Source organism: Ochrobactrum sp. C6C9, assembly GCF_022627935.1.
Lineage (GTDB): Bacteria > Pseudomonadota > Alphaproteobacteria > Rhizobiales > Rhizobiaceae > Brucella > Brucella teleogrylli.
In genome coordinates this window covers 63,124-81,267 of record NZ_JABXGB010000017.1, presented here as the reverse complement: position 1 = coordinate 81,267, position 18,144 = coordinate 63,124, and the positions used below count along the sequence as shown (strand labels likewise).

Sequence of the window (18,144 nt, the reverse complement as noted above, 5' to 3'; positions counted from 1 at the left end):
ATGCGAACGGCAAATTGCATTTCGATCGTAAAACGAACCCTGTTTGAGACGAACTTCAGGACGCGTCGTCCCGAACAAGCCTGCCTCACATCGGCTCAGATGGGCTGCTGATACGTCTTTAGCGACGTTTCGTCAAGGGAGTTGGGCCAAGTTTCTTCGCCAAAGGGCAGGAAACCGGCGTTTCGGCCTTCGCCGGACAGGTTATTGCGCTGTAATCGGCGCGAAATCGCACTTATTTCGCGATCAAAACCGTCATTTTCACGTGGCACCATGGTGTTGGCGCCCGTGAGCCGTTATTGAAACACATCCGAGTCGAAACGCAACCCAATATTAAGAGATTCTCAATGTCTTCCACCACTGCATCCACCGGCGACGATTCGCCAACCGTCCACCTGGTCATCGCCGACGTCTGGAACGAGGGTGAAGAATCCCCCGTCGAAGTGCATCTGCTCTTGAAGGCGGACGAAGACGAAGATCTGGTTCAGACCGTTCTCGGCATTCTCGCTGAGGAAGGTTATCATGAAGCCGAACTTCTTGAGATGGGCACCCTCACCGAAGAGCCTGCTGAAGAGCCGCACAAAAGTGCATGGGCAACCGCTCTGAGCGGTGAAGTCGCGCTGATCGAATTTGACGGCGACGACGAAGAAGAAGAGTAAGATTTAGCGAAAGCGTTTCCGGTACGGGTGCGAAGCACTCCGCGGAAAATGCTTCCGTGAACAAGGCGCATTCCGAAAACCGGATGCGCCTTTTTCTTTTGCTTTCATAGCGCCCCATCTCCTGCTCAAAGGGACAAACAAAAAGGCCGCCTCGAAGGGCGGCCTTTTCAGTTTTGTATCTACCGATTACTCGGCAGCGTTGTTGGTCATGTCCACCAGCATCGCATTGGCTTCCGACGAACCGGAAGACTTGCGGCGCTCGTCGATGATCAGCTCGTCGCGAGCTGTCGCGATACGACGGATCTGGTTGGTCATGCCGCCAGTACCGGCCGGGATAAGACGGCCGACGATGACGTTTTCCTTGAGCCCCTGCAGCGTGTCCATCTTGCCGGCAACCGCAGCTTCGGTAAGCACGCGGGTCGTTTCCTGGAACGACGCAGCCGAGATGAAGGACGGAGTCTGCAACGAAGCCTTGGTGATGCCGAGGAGGACAGGATTGCCGTAACCCGGCTTCTTGCCTTCTTCGACCAGACGTTCGTTGATCTCGTCGAGTTCGATACGATCCACGTGATCGCCGGTGATGTAACCGGTATCGCCGGATTCGGTGATCTCGACCTTCTGCAGCATCTGACGGACAATCACTTCGATGTGCTTGTCGTTGATCAAAACGCCCTGCAAACGATAGACTTCCTGGATTTCGTTCACGAGGTACGAAGCCAGAGCTTCGACGCCCTTGATCGCCAGAATGTCATGCGGTGCCGGGTTGCCGTCGAGGATGTACTCACCCTTTTCGATGACGTCACCGTCCTGAAGATGGAACGGCTTGCCCTTCGGAATGAGGTACTCGACCGGCTCGACCGTGTCGTCGTTCGGCTCGATGATGATGCGACGCTTGTTCTTGTAGTCGCGACCGAAACGAACAGTACCATCGATCTCTGCGATGACGGCATGGTCCTTCGGACGACGTGCTTCGAACAGTTCGGCAACGCGCGGCAGACCACCGGTGATGTCCTTGGTCTTGGCGCTTTCCATCGGCAGACGGGCGATAACGTCACCAGCCTTCACATGCGCGCCCGGTTCGACCGAAAGGATCGATTCCACCGAGAGCATGAAGCGGGCATCACCACCCTTCGACAGCTTGAGGATCTTGCCGGCCTTGTCCTTGATGACCATGGCAGGCTTGAGATCCGAACCGCGCGGGGTCGAACGCCAGTCGATAACGACGCGCTTGGTGATACCGGTCGACTCGTCAGCCGATTCCGAAACCGAAAGACCATCGACGAGATCTTCGAACTCAACGTAGCCTTCAACTTCGGTCATGATCGGACGGGTATACGGATCCCACTCGGCAATACGCTGACCGCGCTTGACCGTGTCGGCCTCGTCAACGAACAGACGCGAACCGTAGGTCACGCGATGGACCGCACGTTCCTTGCCCGTGTTGTCGAGGATCAGCACAGCCATGTTACGGCCCATCACTACGAGGTTGCCATCGGAGTTGCGAACCACATTGCGGTTGCGCAGCTTGACGGTGCCTTCATACGAAGCTTCCAGATAGGACGAGTCGACAACCTGTGCCGTGCCGCCCAAGTGGAAGGTACGCATGGTGAGCTGGGTGCCCGGCTCGCCAATCGACTGAGCGGCGATAACGCCGACAGCTTCGCCCTGGTTGACCGGAGTACCGCGTGCGAGGTCGCGACCGTAGCACTTGGCGCAAACGCCGTTACGGGTTTCGCAGGTCAGTGCCGAACGGATGCGGATCGACTGGATACCAGCCTTCTCGATGATCTCGACGTCCTTTTCCTCGATCATGCGGCCAGCTTCGACGATGACTTCGCCGGTTGCCGGATGCAGGATCGGATCAAGAGCCGTTCGGCCCAGAACGCGCTGACCAATCGAAGCCACGATCTGGCCGGCATCGACGATCGGCTGCATGGTGAGACCGATTTCGGCGCCGCAATCGACTTCCGAAATGATCGCATCCTGTGCAACGTCAACGAGACGACGGGTCAGGTAGCCCGAGTTAGCCGTCTTCAAGGCGGTGTCTGCCAGACCCTTACGGGCACCGTGGGTCGAGTTGAAGTACTCGTTAACGGTAAGGCCTTCCTTGAAGTTCGAGATGATCGGGGTTTCGATGATTTCACCTGACGGCTTGGCCATCAGGCCGCGCATACCGCCAAGCTGACGCATCTGGTTGACCGAACCACGGGCACCCGAATGCGACATCATGTAGACCGAGTTCATCTGCTTCTGGCGACCGGTCACCGGATCGAATTCGACGGCCTTCAGGCGCGCCATCATCTCTTCGGTGATCTTATCGGTTGCCTTGCCCCAGGCGTCGACGACCTTGTTGTACTTTTCGCCCTGAGTGATCAGGCCGTCATTGTACTGCTGTTCGTATTCGGTCGTGAGCGCTTCGGTGTCCGCAACGATCTTCGCCTTGGTGTCCGGAATGACCATGTCATCCTTACCGAACGAGATACCCGCACGGCAGGCATGGGCAAAGCCGAGCTGCATGATGCGATCGCAGAAGATAACCGTCTCTTTCTGACCGCAATGGCGGTAGACGTGGTCGATCATCTTGGAGATGTTCTTCTTGGTCATCTCCTGATTGCAGATATCGAACGGCACATTGGCGTTCTTCGGCAGCAGTTCACCCGTGATCATGCGGCCAGGCGTCGTGTCGTAAATCTTCGACACAGGCTTGCCTTCGGCATCGACCGTCTTGAAACGACCCTTGATCTTGGTGTGCAGCGTGACGACCTTGGTTTCCAGAGCGTGCTGAAGTTCGCCCATATCGGCAAACATCATGCCCTCGCCCGGCTCCTTGTCTGCCACGATGGACAGATAATAGAGGCCGAGAACCATGTCCTGCGAAGGAACGATGATCGGCGCGCCGTTGGCCGGGTGCAGGATGTTGTTGGTCGACATCATCAGCACGCGTGCTTCAAGCTGGGCTTCAAGCGACAGCGGCACGTGAACAGCCATCTGGTCACCGTCGAAGTCGGCGTTGAAAGCCGTACAAACGAGCGGATGCAGCTGGATTGCCTTGCCTTCGATCAGAGTGGGTTCGAAGGCCTGGATGCCGAGACGGTGCAGCGTCGGAGCGCGGTTCAAAAGAACCGGATGCTCACGGATCACTTCGTCAAGGATATCCCAGACTTCCGGACGTTCCTTTTCAACCAGCTTCTTCGCCTGCTTGACGGTGGACGAATAGCCCTTGGCGTCAAGGCGAGCGTAGATGAACGGCTTGAACAGTTCGAGCGCCATCTTCTTCGGCAGACCGCACTGGTGCAGCTTCAGTTCTGGACCGGTCACGATAACCGAACGGCCAGAATAGTCGACGCGCTTGCCGAGCAGGTTCTGACGGAAGCGACCCTGCTTGCCCTTGAGCATGTCGGACAGCGACTTCAGCGGACGCTTATTGGCGCCCGTAATCACGCGGCCACGACGACCGTTGTCGAACAGCGCGTCCACAGCTTCCTGCAGCATGCGCTTTTCGTTACGGATGATGATGCCCGGTGCGCGCAGTTCGATCAGACGCTTCAGACGGTTGTTACGGTTGATGACGCGGCGGTACAGATCGTTCAGATCCGACGTCGCGAAACGACCGCCGTCCAGCGGCACGAGCGGACGCAGATCCGGCGGGATGACCGGCACGATCTTCATGATCATCCATTCCGGACGGTTTCCCGACTCCAGAAAGTTTTCGACGATCTTCAGACGCTTCATCAGCTTCTTCTGCTTCAGGTCCGAGGTGGTCTCGGCCAGATCGACGCGCAGATCGGCGGCAATCTTTTCGAGTTCCATCGAAGCCAGAAGCTCGTAGATAGCTTCTGCACCAATAAGAGCCGTGAACTGATCTTCGCCGAATTCATCGACGGCGATCATGTATTCCTCTTCCGAAAGAAGCTGATGCTCCTTCAGCGAGGTCAGGCCCGGTTCGGTCACGATGTAGTTTTCGAAATACAGGACGCGCTCGATATCCTTGAGCGTCATGTCCAGCAGCGTGCCGATACGGCTCGGCAGCGACTTCAAAAACCAGATGTGAGCAACCGGAGCTGCGAGTTCGATATGGCCCATACGCTCGCGACGAACGCGAGAGAGCGTGACTTCCACACCGCATTTTTCGCAGATGATGCCTTTGTATTTCATACGCTTGTACTTGCCGCACAAGCATTCATAGTCCTTGATCGGGCCGAAGATGCGCGCGCAGAAGAGACCATCGCGTTCTGGCTTGAACGTGCGGTAGTTGATCGTCTCCGGCTTCTTGATCTCGCCGTATGACCAGGACAGAATCTTCTCAGGGCTGGCGATCGAGATTCTGATGGAATCGAACGTTTGCGCTGGAGCCTGAGGATTGAAAAGATTCATGACCTCTTGGTTCATGCCGTTCTCCTTAAGGGCGATCCGCCGCCCTGTGTGTCGTCGATGACAGGCTGAAAATCCCTGCCATCTGGAAAAGAAATCGCGGTACTACTCAGTTTTTGAACTGGCTTGCCGTAGTCTCGTTCCCTCCAGCGGCTCAGAAAACCACTCTGATGAAACGAATATACGAGCGCGCCACGGCAAGACCATGGCGCGCCTCGATATTTTTACTCTGCAGCGTCCGGCAGGGCCGGCTGTTCAGCATCACGCGTGTCGTCGAGTTCGACATTGAGGCCGAGCGAGCGCATTTCCTTGACGAGAACGTTGAAGCTCTCTGGAATGCCCGCTTCGAACGTGTCGTCTCCGCGCACGATGGCTTCGTAGACCTTGGTACGGCCTGCCACGTCGTCCGACTTGACCGTAAGCATTTCCTGCAGCGTGTAAGCCGCACCATATGCTTCCAGTGCCCAGACCTCCATTTCGCCGAAGCGCTGGCCACCGAACTGGGCCTTGCCGCCCAGAGGCTGCTGCGTAACGAGCGAGTAAGGTCCGATCGAACGTGCGTGGATCTTGTCGTCGACCAGGTGGTGGAGCTTCAACATATAGATGTAGCCCATGGTCACCTGACGGTCGAACGGCTCACCCGTACGTCCATCGTAAAGCGTCGACTGACCCGAGGTCGCAAGACCGGCATCCGTCAGCATCGCATTGATGTCGGCTTCGACGGCACCGTCGAAGACCGGGGTTGCGATCGACACGCCGCGCTTCACCTGATTGGCCAGCATGACAACGGAATCGTTGTCATAAGACCGGATCGGTTCGTTGCGGTCGTTGTCCGGATAGATGTGCTCCAGCGTCTCGCGCAGCGGCTCAATATTGGCCGTCTTGCGGTAAACGTCGAGAAGCTCACCGATCTTCTTGCCCATGCCAGCGCATGCCCAGCCGAGGTGGGTTTCCAGAATCTGGCCCACATTCATACGGCTCGGAACGCCAAGCGGGTTCAACACGATGTCGGCATGCGTACCATCTTCGAGGAACGGCATGTCCTCGACTGGCAGAATGCGCGAAACCACGCCCTTGTTGCCGTGACGGCCAGCCATCTTGTCGCCTGGCTGGATCTTGCGCTTCACAGCGACAAAGACCTTGACCATCTTCATGACGCCTGGAGGCATCTCGTCGCCGCGCTGTACCTTTTCGACCTTGTCCATGAAGCGTGCTTCGAGCAGCTTCTTGGATTCGTCGTACTGGCCACGCAGCGCTTCCAACTCGCCCTGAAGCTTTTCGTCTTCAACGGCAAACTGCCACCACTGCGAACGCGGATACTCGGTCATGAGTTCGCGGCTGATCGTCGTGCCCTTCTTGAAGCCCTTCGGGCCGGCAGCGGCAACCTTGCCATCGATCATGTCGGCCAGACGGCCATAGACGTTACGGTCCAGGATAGCCTGTTCGTCGTCACGGTCCTTGGCGAGACGCTCGATTTCCTCGCGCTCGATAGCCATGGCGCGTTCGTCCTTTTCAACGCCGTGGCGATTGAAAACGCGAACTTCCACAACCGTACCGTAGGTTCCGGGCGGCATACGCATGGAGGTGTCACGAACGTCGGACGCCTTTTCACCGAAGATGGCGCGCAGAAGCTTTTCTTCCGGCGTCATCGGGCTTTCGCCCTTCGGCGTGATCTTGCCGACAAGAATGTCACCAGGATGCACTTCAGCACCGATGTAGACGATACCGGCTTCGTCGAGGTTCTTCAGCGCTTCTTCCGAAACGTTCGGAATATCGCGGGTGATTTCCTCAGGTCCAAGCTTGGTGTCACGGGCGGCAACTTCGAATTCCTCGATATGGATCGAGGTGAACACGTCGTCCGAAACGATCTTTTCCGAGAGAAGGATCGAATCTTCGTAGTTGTAGCCATTCCACGGCATGAACGCGACGAGCACGTTACGGCCGAGAGCCAGATCGCCGAGATCGGTCGACGGACCATCAGCGATGATGTCGCCCTTGCCGATCGGATCGCCGACGCGAACGAGCGGACGCTGGTTGATACAGGTCGACTGGTTCGAACGCTGGAACTTCTGCAGACGATAGATATCGACGCCCGACTTGGACGGATCGAGATCTTCCGTAGCGCGGATAACGATACGAGTCGCATCGACCTGATCGACAATACCCCCTCGACGCGCTGCAATTGCTGCACCAGAGTCGCGAGCCACAATCGGTTCCATACCCGTACCGACGAACGGCGCTTCAGCGCGAACGAGCGGCACAGCCTGACGCTGCATGTTCGAGCCCATGAGAGCACGGTTGGCGTCGTCGTTTTCAAGGAACGGAATGAGCGCTGCTGCAACCGAAACGAGCTGCTTCGGCGAAACGTCCATCAGGTCCACGTTTTCACGTGGGGCCATCATCACTTCGCCGGCATGACGGCAGATGACGAATTCGTCAACAAAACCGCCCTGCTCGTCCAGCTCCACGTTTGCCTGGGCAACCGAGTGCTTGGCTTCTTCCATTGCCGACAGATAGACAACGTCGTTCGTTACCTTGCCGTCGATCACCTTACGGTACGGGCTCTCGATGAAGCCGTACTTGTTGACGCGGGCAAAGGTTGCAAGCGAGTTGATCAGACCAATATTCGGGCCTTCCGGCGTTTCAATCGGGCAGATACGGCCATAGTGGGTCGGATGCACGTCGCGGACTTCGAAGCCAGCGCGCTCACGGGTCAAACCGCCCGGTCCAAGAGCCGAAAGACGGCGCTTGTGGGTGATTTCCGAAAGCGGATTGGTCTGATCCATGAACTGCGACAGCTGCGACGAACCGAAGAATTCACGAACGGCAGCCGCTGCGGGCTTCGCGTTGATGAGATCCTGCGGCATGACCGTGTCGATTTCGATCGAGGACATACGTTCCTTGATCGCGCGCTCCATGCGGAGCAGACCGACGCGGTACTGATTTTCCATCAGCTCGCCGACCGAACGCACGCGGCGGTTGCCGAGATTGTCGATGTCGTCGATTTCGCCACGACCGTCACGCAGTTCGACCAGCATCTTGACCACGGCCAGGATGTCTTCCTTGCGCAGCACGCGCACGGTGTCTTCCGCATCAAGGTCCAGACGCATGTTCATCTTGACGCGACCGACGGCCGAAAGGTCGTAACGTTCTGCATCGAAGAACAGCGAGTTGAACATCGCTTCGGCGGAATCCATCGTAGGCGGTTCGCCCGGACGCATCACGCGATAGATGTCGAACAGTGCATCCTGACGGCTTTCGTTCTTATCGACAGCCAGCGTGTTACGGATGTAACCGCCGATGTTGATATGATCGATGTCCAGGATGTTGATCTCGGTTTCACCGGTGTCGAGCAGCGTCTTGAGGACCTTCTCGTCGATTTCGTCACCAGCTTCGAGATAGATCTCGCCGGTTGCGTAATTGACGACGTCTTCCGCCAGATAAGCGCCGAACAGGTCGTCTTCGGTGGCCTTGATGGCCTTCAGACCCTTTTCAGCGAGCTGCTTGGCCGAACGGGCCGTGAGCTTCTTGCCGGCTTCCAGAACAACTTCGCCCGTATCCGCGTCGATGAGATCAGAAATGATCTTCATGCCCTTGAAGCGTTCGGCCGAATAAGGAATGCGCCAGTTGTCGCCATCACGCGAATAGGTGACGGTCTTGTAGAAGGTCGACAGAATCTCTTCGCCGTCCATGCCGAGCGCCATGAGCAGCGTCGTTGCCGGCAGCTTGCGGCGACGGTCGATACGCGCGTAGACGATGTCCTTGGAATCGAACTCGATGTCGAGCCAGGAACCACGGTAAGGAATGACGCGAGCAGCGAACAGGAGCTTGCCCGAAGAATGGGTCTTGCCCTTGTCATGATCGAAGAAGACGCCCGGCGAACGGTGCATCTGCGAAACGATCACGCGCTCCGTGCCGTTGACGATGAAGGTGCCGTTGTCGGTCATGAGCGGCATATCGCCCATGTACACGTCCTGCTCCTTGATGTCCTTGATGGACTTCGCGCCGGTATCTTCGTCAATATCGAATACGATAAGACGCAGCGTCACCTTGAGCGGCGCGGAATAGGTCAGGTCGCGCTGACGGCATTCGTCAACGTCGAACTTCGGTGGATCGAATTCGTAACGGACGAATTCGAGCATGGAAGCGCCGGAGAAATCCTGGATAGGGAAAACAGACTTGAAAACCGCCTGCAAACCCTCGTCAGGACGCCCACCGGATGGTTCTTCAACCATTAGGAACTGGTCGTAAGATGCCTTCTGAACCTCGATAAGGTTCGGCATCTCGGCGACCTCTGGGATCTTGCCGAAAAATTTGCGTACGCGCTTGCGACCATTGAATGAATGGGTCTGAGCCATCGTCGCTCCTCGTTCTATAGCCTTGCGGCTTGCTCACGCCTTGCGGCCTTTATCGTGCGCCGCCTTTCGGCGGTCCTTCAAGCGCATGACACTTCAAATCGGATAGATTTGAAGAAAGGATCATGCGCAAACTCTCAAATTAGAGCGGCCTTTACGCGTCGTACCGACGCGTGGCGCTCTAATGGGCTAAAACCCGTTTTCTGAAAGCCGTTCTGGCGTTCAGAAAAAGGGTTTCCAGTCAGTCGATCCACCGTTTCACGGGCGGAAACTGGCGGATGGAAACCATCCGCCAGAATAGTCCGAACTTACTTGAGTTCGACCTTGGCGCCAGCAGCTTCGAGCTGTGCCTTGATCTTCTCAGCTTCGTCCTTCGAAGCGCCTTCCTTGACAGCCTTCGGAGCGCCTTCGACCAGGTCCTTGGCTTCCTTGAGGCCGAGACCGGTGATTGCGCGCACTTCCTTGATCACGTTGATCTTGTTAGCGCCGCCGTCAGCGAGAACGACGTCGAATTCGGTCTTTTCTTCAGCAGCAGCAGCCGGAGCGGCGCCACCAGCAGCAGCAACTGCTACAGGAGCAGCAGCCGAAACGCCCCACTTCTCTTCGAGAAGCTTCGAAAGCTCAGCAGCTTCGAGAACGGTCAGTGCCGACAGGTCATCAACGATCTTTGCGAGATCAGCCATTTTGGTATTTCCTTAGTTTCAAGGTTTGAACAATTGACAGCGAAAAACGGCCTTACGCCGCCTCGTTCTTCCGGGCGTGCGCGCCAATAACGCGAGCGATTTGGCCCGCTGGAGCGCTGGTAAGTACTGCGAGACGCTGAGCCGGGGTCTGGATCATTCCAACCAGCTTTGCGCGCAGTTCGTCGAGCGACGGGAGCGAAGCAAGCGACTTGACGCCATCGGCGTTAAGCGTCGTTGCACCCATTGCACCACCGAGGATAACGAGCTTGTCGTTAGCCTTGGCGAATTCGACGGCTACTTTCGGAGCAGCAATCGGGTCGTTTGCATAAGCAACAACCGTCTGACCTGTAAACAGATCAGAAATGCCTTCCGATTCCGTGCCCTGAAGAGCGATTTTGGCAAGGCGGTTTTTCGCGACTTTAACGGACCCACCTGCATCACGCATCTTCGAGCGAAGATCGCTCATCTGCGCAACGGTGAGACCGGTATAGTGGGCCACGACGACCGAACCGGACTCTTTAAAAGCGCCGTTCAGCCACGAGACAAATTCGCGTTTTTCCGCTCTATCCACTGTCTCTCTCCAGTAGGCAGGACCACATGGCCCTGCCGGTTGCCTTTGCCGAACGAACTTCACAGTTGGTCCGGCGCTCGAGGATCCTGTCCCCTTCAGCTATCCTGGAAACCAGGCATCACTCAAAGGCAACTACGGTTCAAACCTTGCATGCACATTCGTGCGAAACAGGGTTATTCCACGTCTCATGCAGGCCGTATGTTTAAGGATTATCACCCGAAGATGATGATCCGCCTGCAATCTCGGACAGGATAACCGGACTTTCGTCCGGCTATCCGGATCTTGCGATCCGGAATTCTTGCACTTCGGTCTGCCTTCGCATCCCCGGCGTGCCACCGTTTCACCTCCCCCGAAGGAAAGGCTTAGGCTCCGGCGAACCGGAGCCCAGATAGATTAAGCGACGACCTTGACGGTTGCCGGATCGACCTTGACGCCAACGCCCATGGTCGAGGAAAGCGAAACGCGCTTGACGTATTCGCCCTTGGCAGCCGACGGCTTTGCCTTGATGACGGCATCAGCGAAAGCCTTGATGTTTTCTTCGAGCTTCTGCGAGTCGAACGAAACCTTGCCGATACCGGCATGGATGATACCAGCCTTTTCGACGCGGAATTCGACTGCGCCGCCCTTGGAAGCAGCAACAGCAGCAGCAACGTCGGTGGTGACGGTGCCAACCTTCGGGTTCGGCATCATGCCACGCGGGCCGAGCACCTTACCGAGACGACCGACGAGCGGCATCATGTCCGGTGTTGCAATGCAGCGATCGAAATCGATCTTGCCGCCATTGACGATTTCGAACAGTTCTTCCGCACCGACGATGTCGGCGCCAGCCTTCTTGGCTTCTTCAGCCTTGTCGCCACGTGCGAAAACAGCAACGCGAACCGTACGGCCAGTGCCGTTCGGCAGGTTGACAACGCCGCGAACCATCTGGTCAGCGTGACGCGGATCAACGCCGAGGTTCATCGCGATTTCGATGGTTTCATCGAACTTTGCGACAGCACGTTCCTTGACGAGACCGATAGCAGCCGACAGATCGTACAGCTTGTTACGATCGACGCCTTCGCGGATCTTGTTAATGCGCTTGGAAATCTTCGCCATCGTCTCAGCCCACCACTTCCAGGCCCATCGAACGGGCAGAACCTTCGATCATGCGCATCGCTGCTTCAATGTCAGCGGCGTTCAGATCTTTCATCTTCGCTTCAGCGATCGTGCGAACCTTGTCGCGGGAGATCGTGCCGGCGCTTGCCTTGCCCGGGGTCTTCGAACCGGACTTCAGGTTAGCGGCCTTCTTGAGGAAGTAGGTCACCGGAGGGGTCTTCATCACAAAAGTGAAAGACTTGTCCTGGTAATAGGTAATCACGACTGGAATCGGCGAACCCTTTTCCATTTCCTGCGAGGCAGCGTTGAACGCCTTGCAGAATTCCATGATGTTGATGCCGCGCTGACCCAGAGCCGGGCCGATCGGAGGCGACGGATTGGCCGCACCGGCTGCTACCTGCAGCTTGAGCTGGCCTGCAATTTTCTTAGCCATTACTTTCTGCCTTTTTTACAATGCCGGAAAACCGGCTTCTCGATTGACGCCGGGAAACCCGGCTTTCGACTGACGCCAACCAGACAAATGTCGGACTGGCGGGCAGTTCGGTGGTGCGGAGATCGACGACCGGCTAAGCCACCTTCCCTTCCACCACTTCCACTCCGGTTGGAATTTTGATCCCGCTTATGCCCTCAGGCTCAATTCAGGATCTCGCTCCGGAGTGAAATGCCCTTATGGGCAAACGATCAGAGCTTATCGACCTGACCGTATTCCAGATCCACAGGCGTCGCGCGCCCAAAGATGGAAACTTCGACCTTGAGACGCGCGCGCTCTTCGTCGACTTCCTGAACGATACCGTTGAACGATGCAAACGGACCATCGGAAACGCGAACCTGCTCACCGATTTCGAAGGAGACCGAAGTCTTCGGACGATCAACGCCATCCTGAACCTGGTTCAGAATCTGATCGACTTCCTTCTGGGAAACCGGGACCGGTTTGGAGTCACCGAGGAAACCGGTGACGCGCGGCGTATTCTTGATCAGCGAAAAGACAGCGTCGGTCAGCGTGGCACGCACGAGCACGTAACCCGGGAAAAACTTGCGCTCGGCATCGACCTTGCGGCCGCGGCGCACTTCAACGATCTTTTCGGTCGGCACAACGATCTGTTCAATCAGATTGGACAGACCCTTCTGCGCAGCTTTGGCTTCGATATCCTCAGCTACCTTCTTTTCGAAATTTGAATAGGCGTGAACGATGTACCAGCGCGCCGTCATCTAAAAACTCCCCAATCCTGACTTATCGACCAAGGCCGAGAATAAATTCTACGCCATAGGCCATAAGCTGGTCGGCAAGGAAAAAGAACGCAGCAGCCAGAAACGCCATAATCACCACCATAATAGTGGAGATGACCGTTTCACGCCGGGTCGGCCAGGTTACCTTTGCCGTTTCGGCGCGGACCTGCTGAAGAAAGGTGATCGGATTCGTTTTGGATGCCATCTGCCGCTCTGTCATTGATCGAGCGCGACCTCCAAACTTTGAACTGCCAATCATATCAATCAGCGAATCAGAAGCCGGAACCCACGCGTATACGGCGCGCAAAGCTGAATTATCAGCCCCACGCACCGCGTGTCTGTTGACGTTACATAGAATCGATTCCCACAAAACACAAGCCCAAAGGTTAAAAGAATACCATACAGGCTTGTCGGAAACCCGACCCTTGCACACACCGCTCTATCACACCATTCAATCGTGTGATTACGGCCTTCCCTGCCCGGCCAACATATCCGCCAGGGAATTATCGTTTTCCAGCAATGTCATGGACCGCTCATAAAGCGCTCGACACGAACAAAACTGAAAAAGTTAAGGCAGCGCAAACGCCGCCAGACTTTTCTTTATATAGAAAACGGGCGCATGCAGTCAAGCCGCATACACCCGTATCAAAAATGGCAGGGGCAGCAGGGCTCGAACCCGCGACCTACGGTTTTGGAGACCGTCGCTCTACCAACTGAGCTATACCCCTATATGACGCTAGGCGTCATAATGACCGGCGGCGAACCGCCGATCAATGATAATTCATTACTCGATGATCGAAGCGACGATGCCTGCACCGACGGTGCGGCCACCTTCACGGATAGCGAAGCGGAGCTTCTCTTCCATGGCGATCGGGACGATCAGCGAAACGTCAACGGTAACGTTGTCGCCAGGCATAACCATTTCCGTGCCTTCCGGCAGGGTCACAATACCGGTCACGTCAGTCGTACGGAAGTAGAACTGCGGGCGGTAGTTGGTGAAGAACGGCGTATGACGACCACCTTCGTCCTTGGTCAGAATGTAAGCTTCTGCCTTGAACTTGGTGTGCGGCTTGACCGAACCCGGCTTGCAGAGAACCTGACCGCGTTCAACGTCGTCACGGCCAACGCCGCGAACCAGTGCACCGATGTTGTCGCCAGCCTGGCCCTGATCGAGCAGCTTGCGGAACATTTCAACGCCGGTAACCGTCGTCTTCGAGGTTGCCTTAATGCCGACGATTTCAACTTCTTCGCCGACCTTGACGATACCGCGCTCAACGCGACCCGTCACAACCGTACCGCGACCCGAGATCGAGAACACGTCTTCGATCGGCATCAGGAACGGCTGGTCAACCGGACGTTCCGGGGTCGGGATGTAGTTGTCGACAGCGTCCATCAGGTTGCGGATTGCGTCTTCGCCGAGTTCCTTCGAGGAATCTTCGAGAGCTGCAAGAGCCGAGCCCTTGATGATCGGAACTTCGTCGCCCGGGAAGTCGTACTTCGAGAGAAGTTCGCGCACTTCCAGTTCAACCAGTTCGAGCAGTTCTGCGTCGTCAACCTGGTCGCACTTGTTCAGGAACACAACGATTGCCGGAACGCCAACCTGACGAGCGAGCAGGATGTGCTCACGGGTCTGCGGCATCGGGCCGTCAGCTGCCGAAACAACCAGGATCGCGCCGTCCATCTGTGCAGCGCCGGTGATCATGTTCTTCACATAGTCAGCGTGGCCTGGGCAATCGACGTGTGCGTAGTGACGGTTGGCAGTTTCGTACTCAACGTGAGCCGTCGAGATCGTGATACCGCGGGCGCGTTCTTCCGGTGCAGCGTCGATCTGGTCATACGCCTTGAATTCACCGAAGAACTTCGTGATCGCTGCAGTCAGCGAGGTCTTGCCATGGTCAACGTGACCGATGGTGCCGATGTTAACGTGGGGCTTCGTACGTTCGAATTTGCTCTTAGCCATCGCCGTTGTTCTCTTCGTTCTAGAACCGCTCAAGCGCCAGCGCAAAAGCCGATCGGCTTCGGGGCCAGCATTTATGCCAAAACGGAACGGCGAACCGCCCGTCGATGATTCCTTACACGCCTATCCGCTCTTGAAAACTGGAGCGGGTAACGGGAATCGAACCCGTGTATTCAGCTTGGAAGGCTGCTGCTCTACCATTGAGCTATACCCGCATACTCTAAACTCTGATCCGACAGTGGTGGAGGAAGTTGGATTTGAACCAACGTAGGCTTAGCCAACGGATTTACAGTCCGTCCCCTTTAACCGCTCGGGCATTCCTCCTAATATCACTATCAGCAGAGTCGAGTAACTAGGCATTTTCGTGAAGCAGTCGGTTGGCTGTTGGCCGCGCCGTCGCTCCACGGGGGGCCTTATGACGATAAGCGCTTCCCCTGTCAACAGGGTAAAAGCGAAAAGAATGCATGCCTATCCACAGTTTGGCCAAAGCATTCCGGAAGACCGGGCTCGCCCATGCATTCCGACATGCGGAAAAATCGGGATATGCGGGCTTTCGCCTCTTAATAGGCAGCCATAACAGCCTGATAGCATTTACAGGGCAAACAGCTATCTTCCCTCTCCTATAAGAGTTATAAGCGCGCCATGACCGATCAAAACACGCCCCGCACCCCTAAAGATACACATTATGCGCGCCTGCGCCGCCAGCATCGCGACCAGAAGGCCCTCGCAGAAGGCAAGGCACCGCACAGACCACAGCGCCCGTCTATTTCAGCCAGCGCCGTCGCGGATGGCACCGTGCGCCTTTACGGGCTGCATACGGTGCGCGCAGCCGTTGAAAACCCTGCCCGCAGGATTCTGCGTATGCGCGCGACGCGCAATGGTTTTGCGCGGCTTGAAATCGGAGAAGCCGATTCGCTCCCCTTCCCGGTCGAGATTGTCGACCCGAAGGATATCGACAAGGAAACCGGTTCCGACGCCGTGCATCAGGGCGTGATGATCGAAGCCGAGCCGCTGCGCGCCAAGAAACTCTCTGAATTGCGGGAAAGCCCGCTTTTGCTGGTGCTCGATCAGGTAACCGATCCGCATAATGTCGGCGCCATCATGCGCTCTGCTGTGGCTTTTGGCGCGGGTGCGCTGATCACAACCAGCCGCCACAGTCCGCAGGAAACTGGCGTTCTGGCCAAGGCTGCCTCCGGCGCGCTGGAAATGATTCCACATATTGAGGTCAGAAACCTCGCCGAAGCGATTGAAGAGCTACACGCTCTGGGTTTCCAGACCATCGGCCTTGATTCGGAAGGCCCGCAGGAAATGGAAGCAGCGCTTGCCGGTGGACGAATCGCACTGGTTCTCGGCGCGGAAGGCAAAGGCCTGCGCCAGAAGACGCGGGAAACAGTGACCGCGCTTGCCCGCCTCGACATGCCCGGCGAAATCAAATCGCTGAACGTCTCAAACGCCGCAGCGATTTCGCTTTATGCGGCGGAGCGTTATCTGCGCAATCGTTGATTCGGTTTTCATGCGCCGTATCGGCAATCCCGACCGGGGCATGGAGTTTGCGAACGAACTGATTCAAGCGGTCGCAATATAGGTGCGAATTTCTTCGGCTTCGCGTTCCACATCTTCGATTCGCCGTTTCACGACGTCACCGATGGAGATGATTCCGACAAGCTTGCCGTGTTCTTCAACCGGCATATGTCTGAAACGGCTACGCGTCATGATTTCCATGACCTGATTGATCGTGTGATGTTCCCGGCAGACCTGCACTTTTGCGGTCATGACCTCGGCAACCGGCATGGCCATCGCGCCGCTTTCCTTGAGGGACAGCGCCCGGACCACGTCGCGTTCGGAAAGAATGCCTTTGATATGACCGGCCTCGTCGCAAACCACCAGAGCGCCGATCTTGTGTTGGTTCAACATGGCGACGGCGTGGGAAAGCGTGTCGGCAGGTGCGATGACGACAACGTCTCTGCCCTTATGTTCGAGAATCGATCTTACTGTCATGCCAAGTCCCTCCAAAGATTTAGCATTCGCTGTTTCAGGCGCTCAAACACCTGAAAACAGAACGCAGCTCCTCCCGCCGCGTTCCATGATGGTGCGCTTTGATTGCCCGATTAGCAAGTACCATAAAACTGGGAGGTAACTCTTCTAACGCCTTAGAACCGCGTCATAGCTGCGCGGACGATCCAGCAGCGAAATCCCGAAGAAACCGGCGATAAAACCGCCAATATGTGCTTCCCAGGCGATGCCCGACAGATCAGCCCCGCCGGTCGTGTAAATGCCGGTGATGATATTGATCACGAACCAGACGCCAACGAAGGTGATGACCGGTTTCAGCGTCAGCGTTAAGCCGACCGGCAGCACAGGACCGGCAAATTCCGCGCGTCGTCCAGCATTCACGCGCCTGAACCCATAGCGCGCCGAAGCACCCATCATGCCGGAAATCGCGCCCGATGCTCCAACCAGCGGCGTCACGCTATCCGGATAAATCGCGTAATGGGTCAATCCGGCGATGATCGCCGTGAAAATCCAGAAAATGATCATGCGCGCGGTTCCGATTCGCCCGGCGAGCGGAGAGCCGAAGGCGGCGAGCCAGATCATATTGACCACGATATGCTCGATACCGCCATGCATGAAGGAATAGCTGATCAAAGTGAACAGGCCTGCCGGGTCAGAAAAACCGCCAGCCATTGAGAACCGCGCCGGGATCAGTGAGAAGTTCAGCATGAACTCATAGTTCTGCTGCTCGCTGATCAGGTAGTTCTCATAAACATAGACCGCCACGCAGATGCCGATCAGCGCGATCACCACGCCTGGAATATTGAAGATCGGCTCACTTCCGCCGGAACGACCGCGATTATCCTGCATTTCCGGTTGCGGAAGGACCATGAACACTGCTTTCCAGATTGCGAAACCGCGATGGGGCCAATGAGGCCCGGAAACGAAAATCGGCCCGGTCGGACCGTTCGCGTGGCGAAACCAGCATTTGATAAGATAGAAATCGTTAAAAATAAAGGCCAGTGGAGGTCAACCACCGGCCCTGATGCGAACCAGCGAGATTCGCAAAATTAACGACTGGATCTCAGAAAAACACAAATCAAGACAACGGCTTCATCTGATGTGTTCATCAAACGCCTGTGCTCTTGCCATTGCAACAGTTACTTGCCGTTAACCTTAACAGCTGAGCGCCGTGGATGAAGAAAGGGTTAAGCTGGCATCCGCGCCGTTAATACTA

The 18,144-nt window shown here is 56.5% G+C and carries 14 protein-coding genes and 3 tRNA genes; 2 read left to right on the top strand and 15 right to left on the bottom strand.

Annotated features, from left to right (window positions below; translation table 11 throughout):
* Positions 1-95: 95 nt before the first annotated feature.
* Positions 96-272 (bottom strand): hypothetical protein, encoded by a 177-nt coding sequence (locus tag HWD97_RS14910; protein ID WP_167836016.1) that lies wholly within the window; start codon positions 270-272, stop codon positions 96-98.
* 72 nt (positions 273-344) lie between these two features.
* Between HWD97_RS14910 and HWD97_RS14905 the strand changes: the two genes are divergently transcribed.
* Positions 345-656: a hypothetical protein gene (locus tag HWD97_RS14905; RefSeq protein WP_109369232.1), complete on the top strand. Its 312-nt coding sequence runs from the start codon at positions 345-347 to the stop codon at positions 654-656.
* Positions 657-842: 186 nt separating this feature from the next.
* Here the strand turns inward: HWD97_RS14905 and rpoC are convergent, their stop codons facing one another.
* The 12 genes from rpoC to HWD97_RS14845 form a co-directional block, all read right to left on the bottom strand.
* Positions 843-5,045 (bottom strand): DNA-directed RNA polymerase subunit beta', encoded by a 4,203-nt coding sequence (gene rpoC / locus HWD97_RS14900; RefSeq protein WP_109369233.1) that lies wholly within the window; start codon positions 5,043-5,045, stop codon positions 843-845.
* Positions 5,046-5,251: 206 nt separating this feature from the next.
* Positions 5,252-9,385: a DNA-directed RNA polymerase subunit beta gene (rpoB, locus tag HWD97_RS14895; protein WP_109369234.1), complete on the bottom strand. Its 4,134-nt coding sequence runs from the start codon at positions 9,383-9,385 to the stop codon at positions 5,252-5,254.
* 305 nt (positions 9,386-9,690) lie between these two features.
* Complete coding sequence (rplL, locus tag HWD97_RS14890; RefSeq protein WP_010659906.1) at positions 9,691-10,065, bottom strand: 50S ribosomal protein L7/L12; 375 nt, start codon at positions 10,063-10,065, stop codon at positions 9,691-9,693.
* 52 nt (positions 10,066-10,117) lie between these two features.
* Positions 10,118-10,636, bottom strand: a complete 519-nt coding sequence (gene rplJ, locus HWD97_RS14885) for a 50S ribosomal protein L10 (protein ID WP_010659905.1) — start codon at positions 10,634-10,636, stop codon at positions 10,118-10,120.
* A gap of 393 nt (positions 10,637-11,029) precedes the next feature.
* Positions 11,030-11,731 (bottom strand): 50S ribosomal protein L1, encoded by a 702-nt coding sequence (rplA, locus tag HWD97_RS14880; RefSeq protein WP_109369236.1) that lies wholly within the window; start codon positions 11,729-11,731, stop codon positions 11,030-11,032.
* A 4-nt stretch (positions 11,732-11,735) separates the two neighbouring features.
* Positions 11,736-12,164: a 50S ribosomal protein L11 gene (gene rplK, locus HWD97_RS14875; RefSeq protein ID WP_010659903.1), complete on the bottom strand. Its 429-nt coding sequence runs from the start codon at positions 12,162-12,164 to the stop codon at positions 11,736-11,738.
* A gap of 248 nt (positions 12,165-12,412) precedes the next feature.
* A complete protein-coding gene (gene nusG / locus HWD97_RS14870; protein WP_109369237.1) occupies positions 12,413-12,940 on the bottom strand; it encodes a transcription termination/antitermination protein NusG in 528 nt (175 codons plus the stop codon).
* A 22-nt stretch (positions 12,941-12,962) separates the two neighbouring features.
* Positions 12,963-13,163, bottom strand: a complete 201-nt coding sequence (gene secE, locus HWD97_RS14865; RefSeq protein WP_109370252.1) for a preprotein translocase subunit SecE — start codon at positions 13,161-13,163, stop codon at positions 12,963-12,965.
* A 447-nt stretch (positions 13,164-13,610) separates the two neighbouring features.
* A tRNA-Trp gene (locus tag HWD97_RS14860) sits at positions 13,611-13,686 on the bottom strand.
* 56 nt (positions 13,687-13,742) lie between these two features.
* The gene (gene tuf, locus HWD97_RS14855) at positions 13,743-14,918 is read right to left on the bottom strand and encodes an elongation factor Tu (protein ID WP_109369229.1); all 1,176 of its coding nucleotides are present in this window, start codon (positions 14,916-14,918) and stop codon (positions 13,743-13,745) included.
* A 138-nt stretch (positions 14,919-15,056) separates the two neighbouring features.
* Positions 15,057-15,130 (bottom strand) — tRNA-Gly (locus HWD97_RS14850).
* A 24-nt stretch (positions 15,131-15,154) separates the two neighbouring features.
* Positions 15,155-15,239 (bottom strand) — tRNA-Tyr (locus HWD97_RS14845).
* 318 nt (positions 15,240-15,557) lie between these two features.
* Between HWD97_RS14845 and rlmB the strand changes: the two genes are divergently transcribed.
* Positions 15,558-16,418, top strand: coding sequence for a 23S rRNA (guanosine(2251)-2'-O)-methyltransferase RlmB (gene rlmB, locus HWD97_RS14840; RefSeq protein WP_109369238.1), 861 nt, complete (start codon positions 15,558-15,560; stop codon positions 16,416-16,418).
* Between the two features lie 63 nt (positions 16,419-16,481).
* Here the strand turns inward: rlmB and HWD97_RS14835 are convergent, their stop codons facing one another.
* Complete coding sequence (locus HWD97_RS14835; protein ID WP_109369239.1) at positions 16,482-16,913, bottom strand: CBS domain-containing protein; 432 nt, start codon at positions 16,911-16,913, stop codon at positions 16,482-16,484.
* Positions 16,914-17,057: 144 nt separating this feature from the next.
* Complete coding sequence (locus HWD97_RS14830) at positions 17,058-17,798, bottom strand: rhomboid family intramembrane serine protease (protein WP_109369240.1); 741 nt, start codon at positions 17,796-17,798, stop codon at positions 17,058-17,060.
* Positions 17,799-18,144 lie beyond the last annotated feature (346 nt).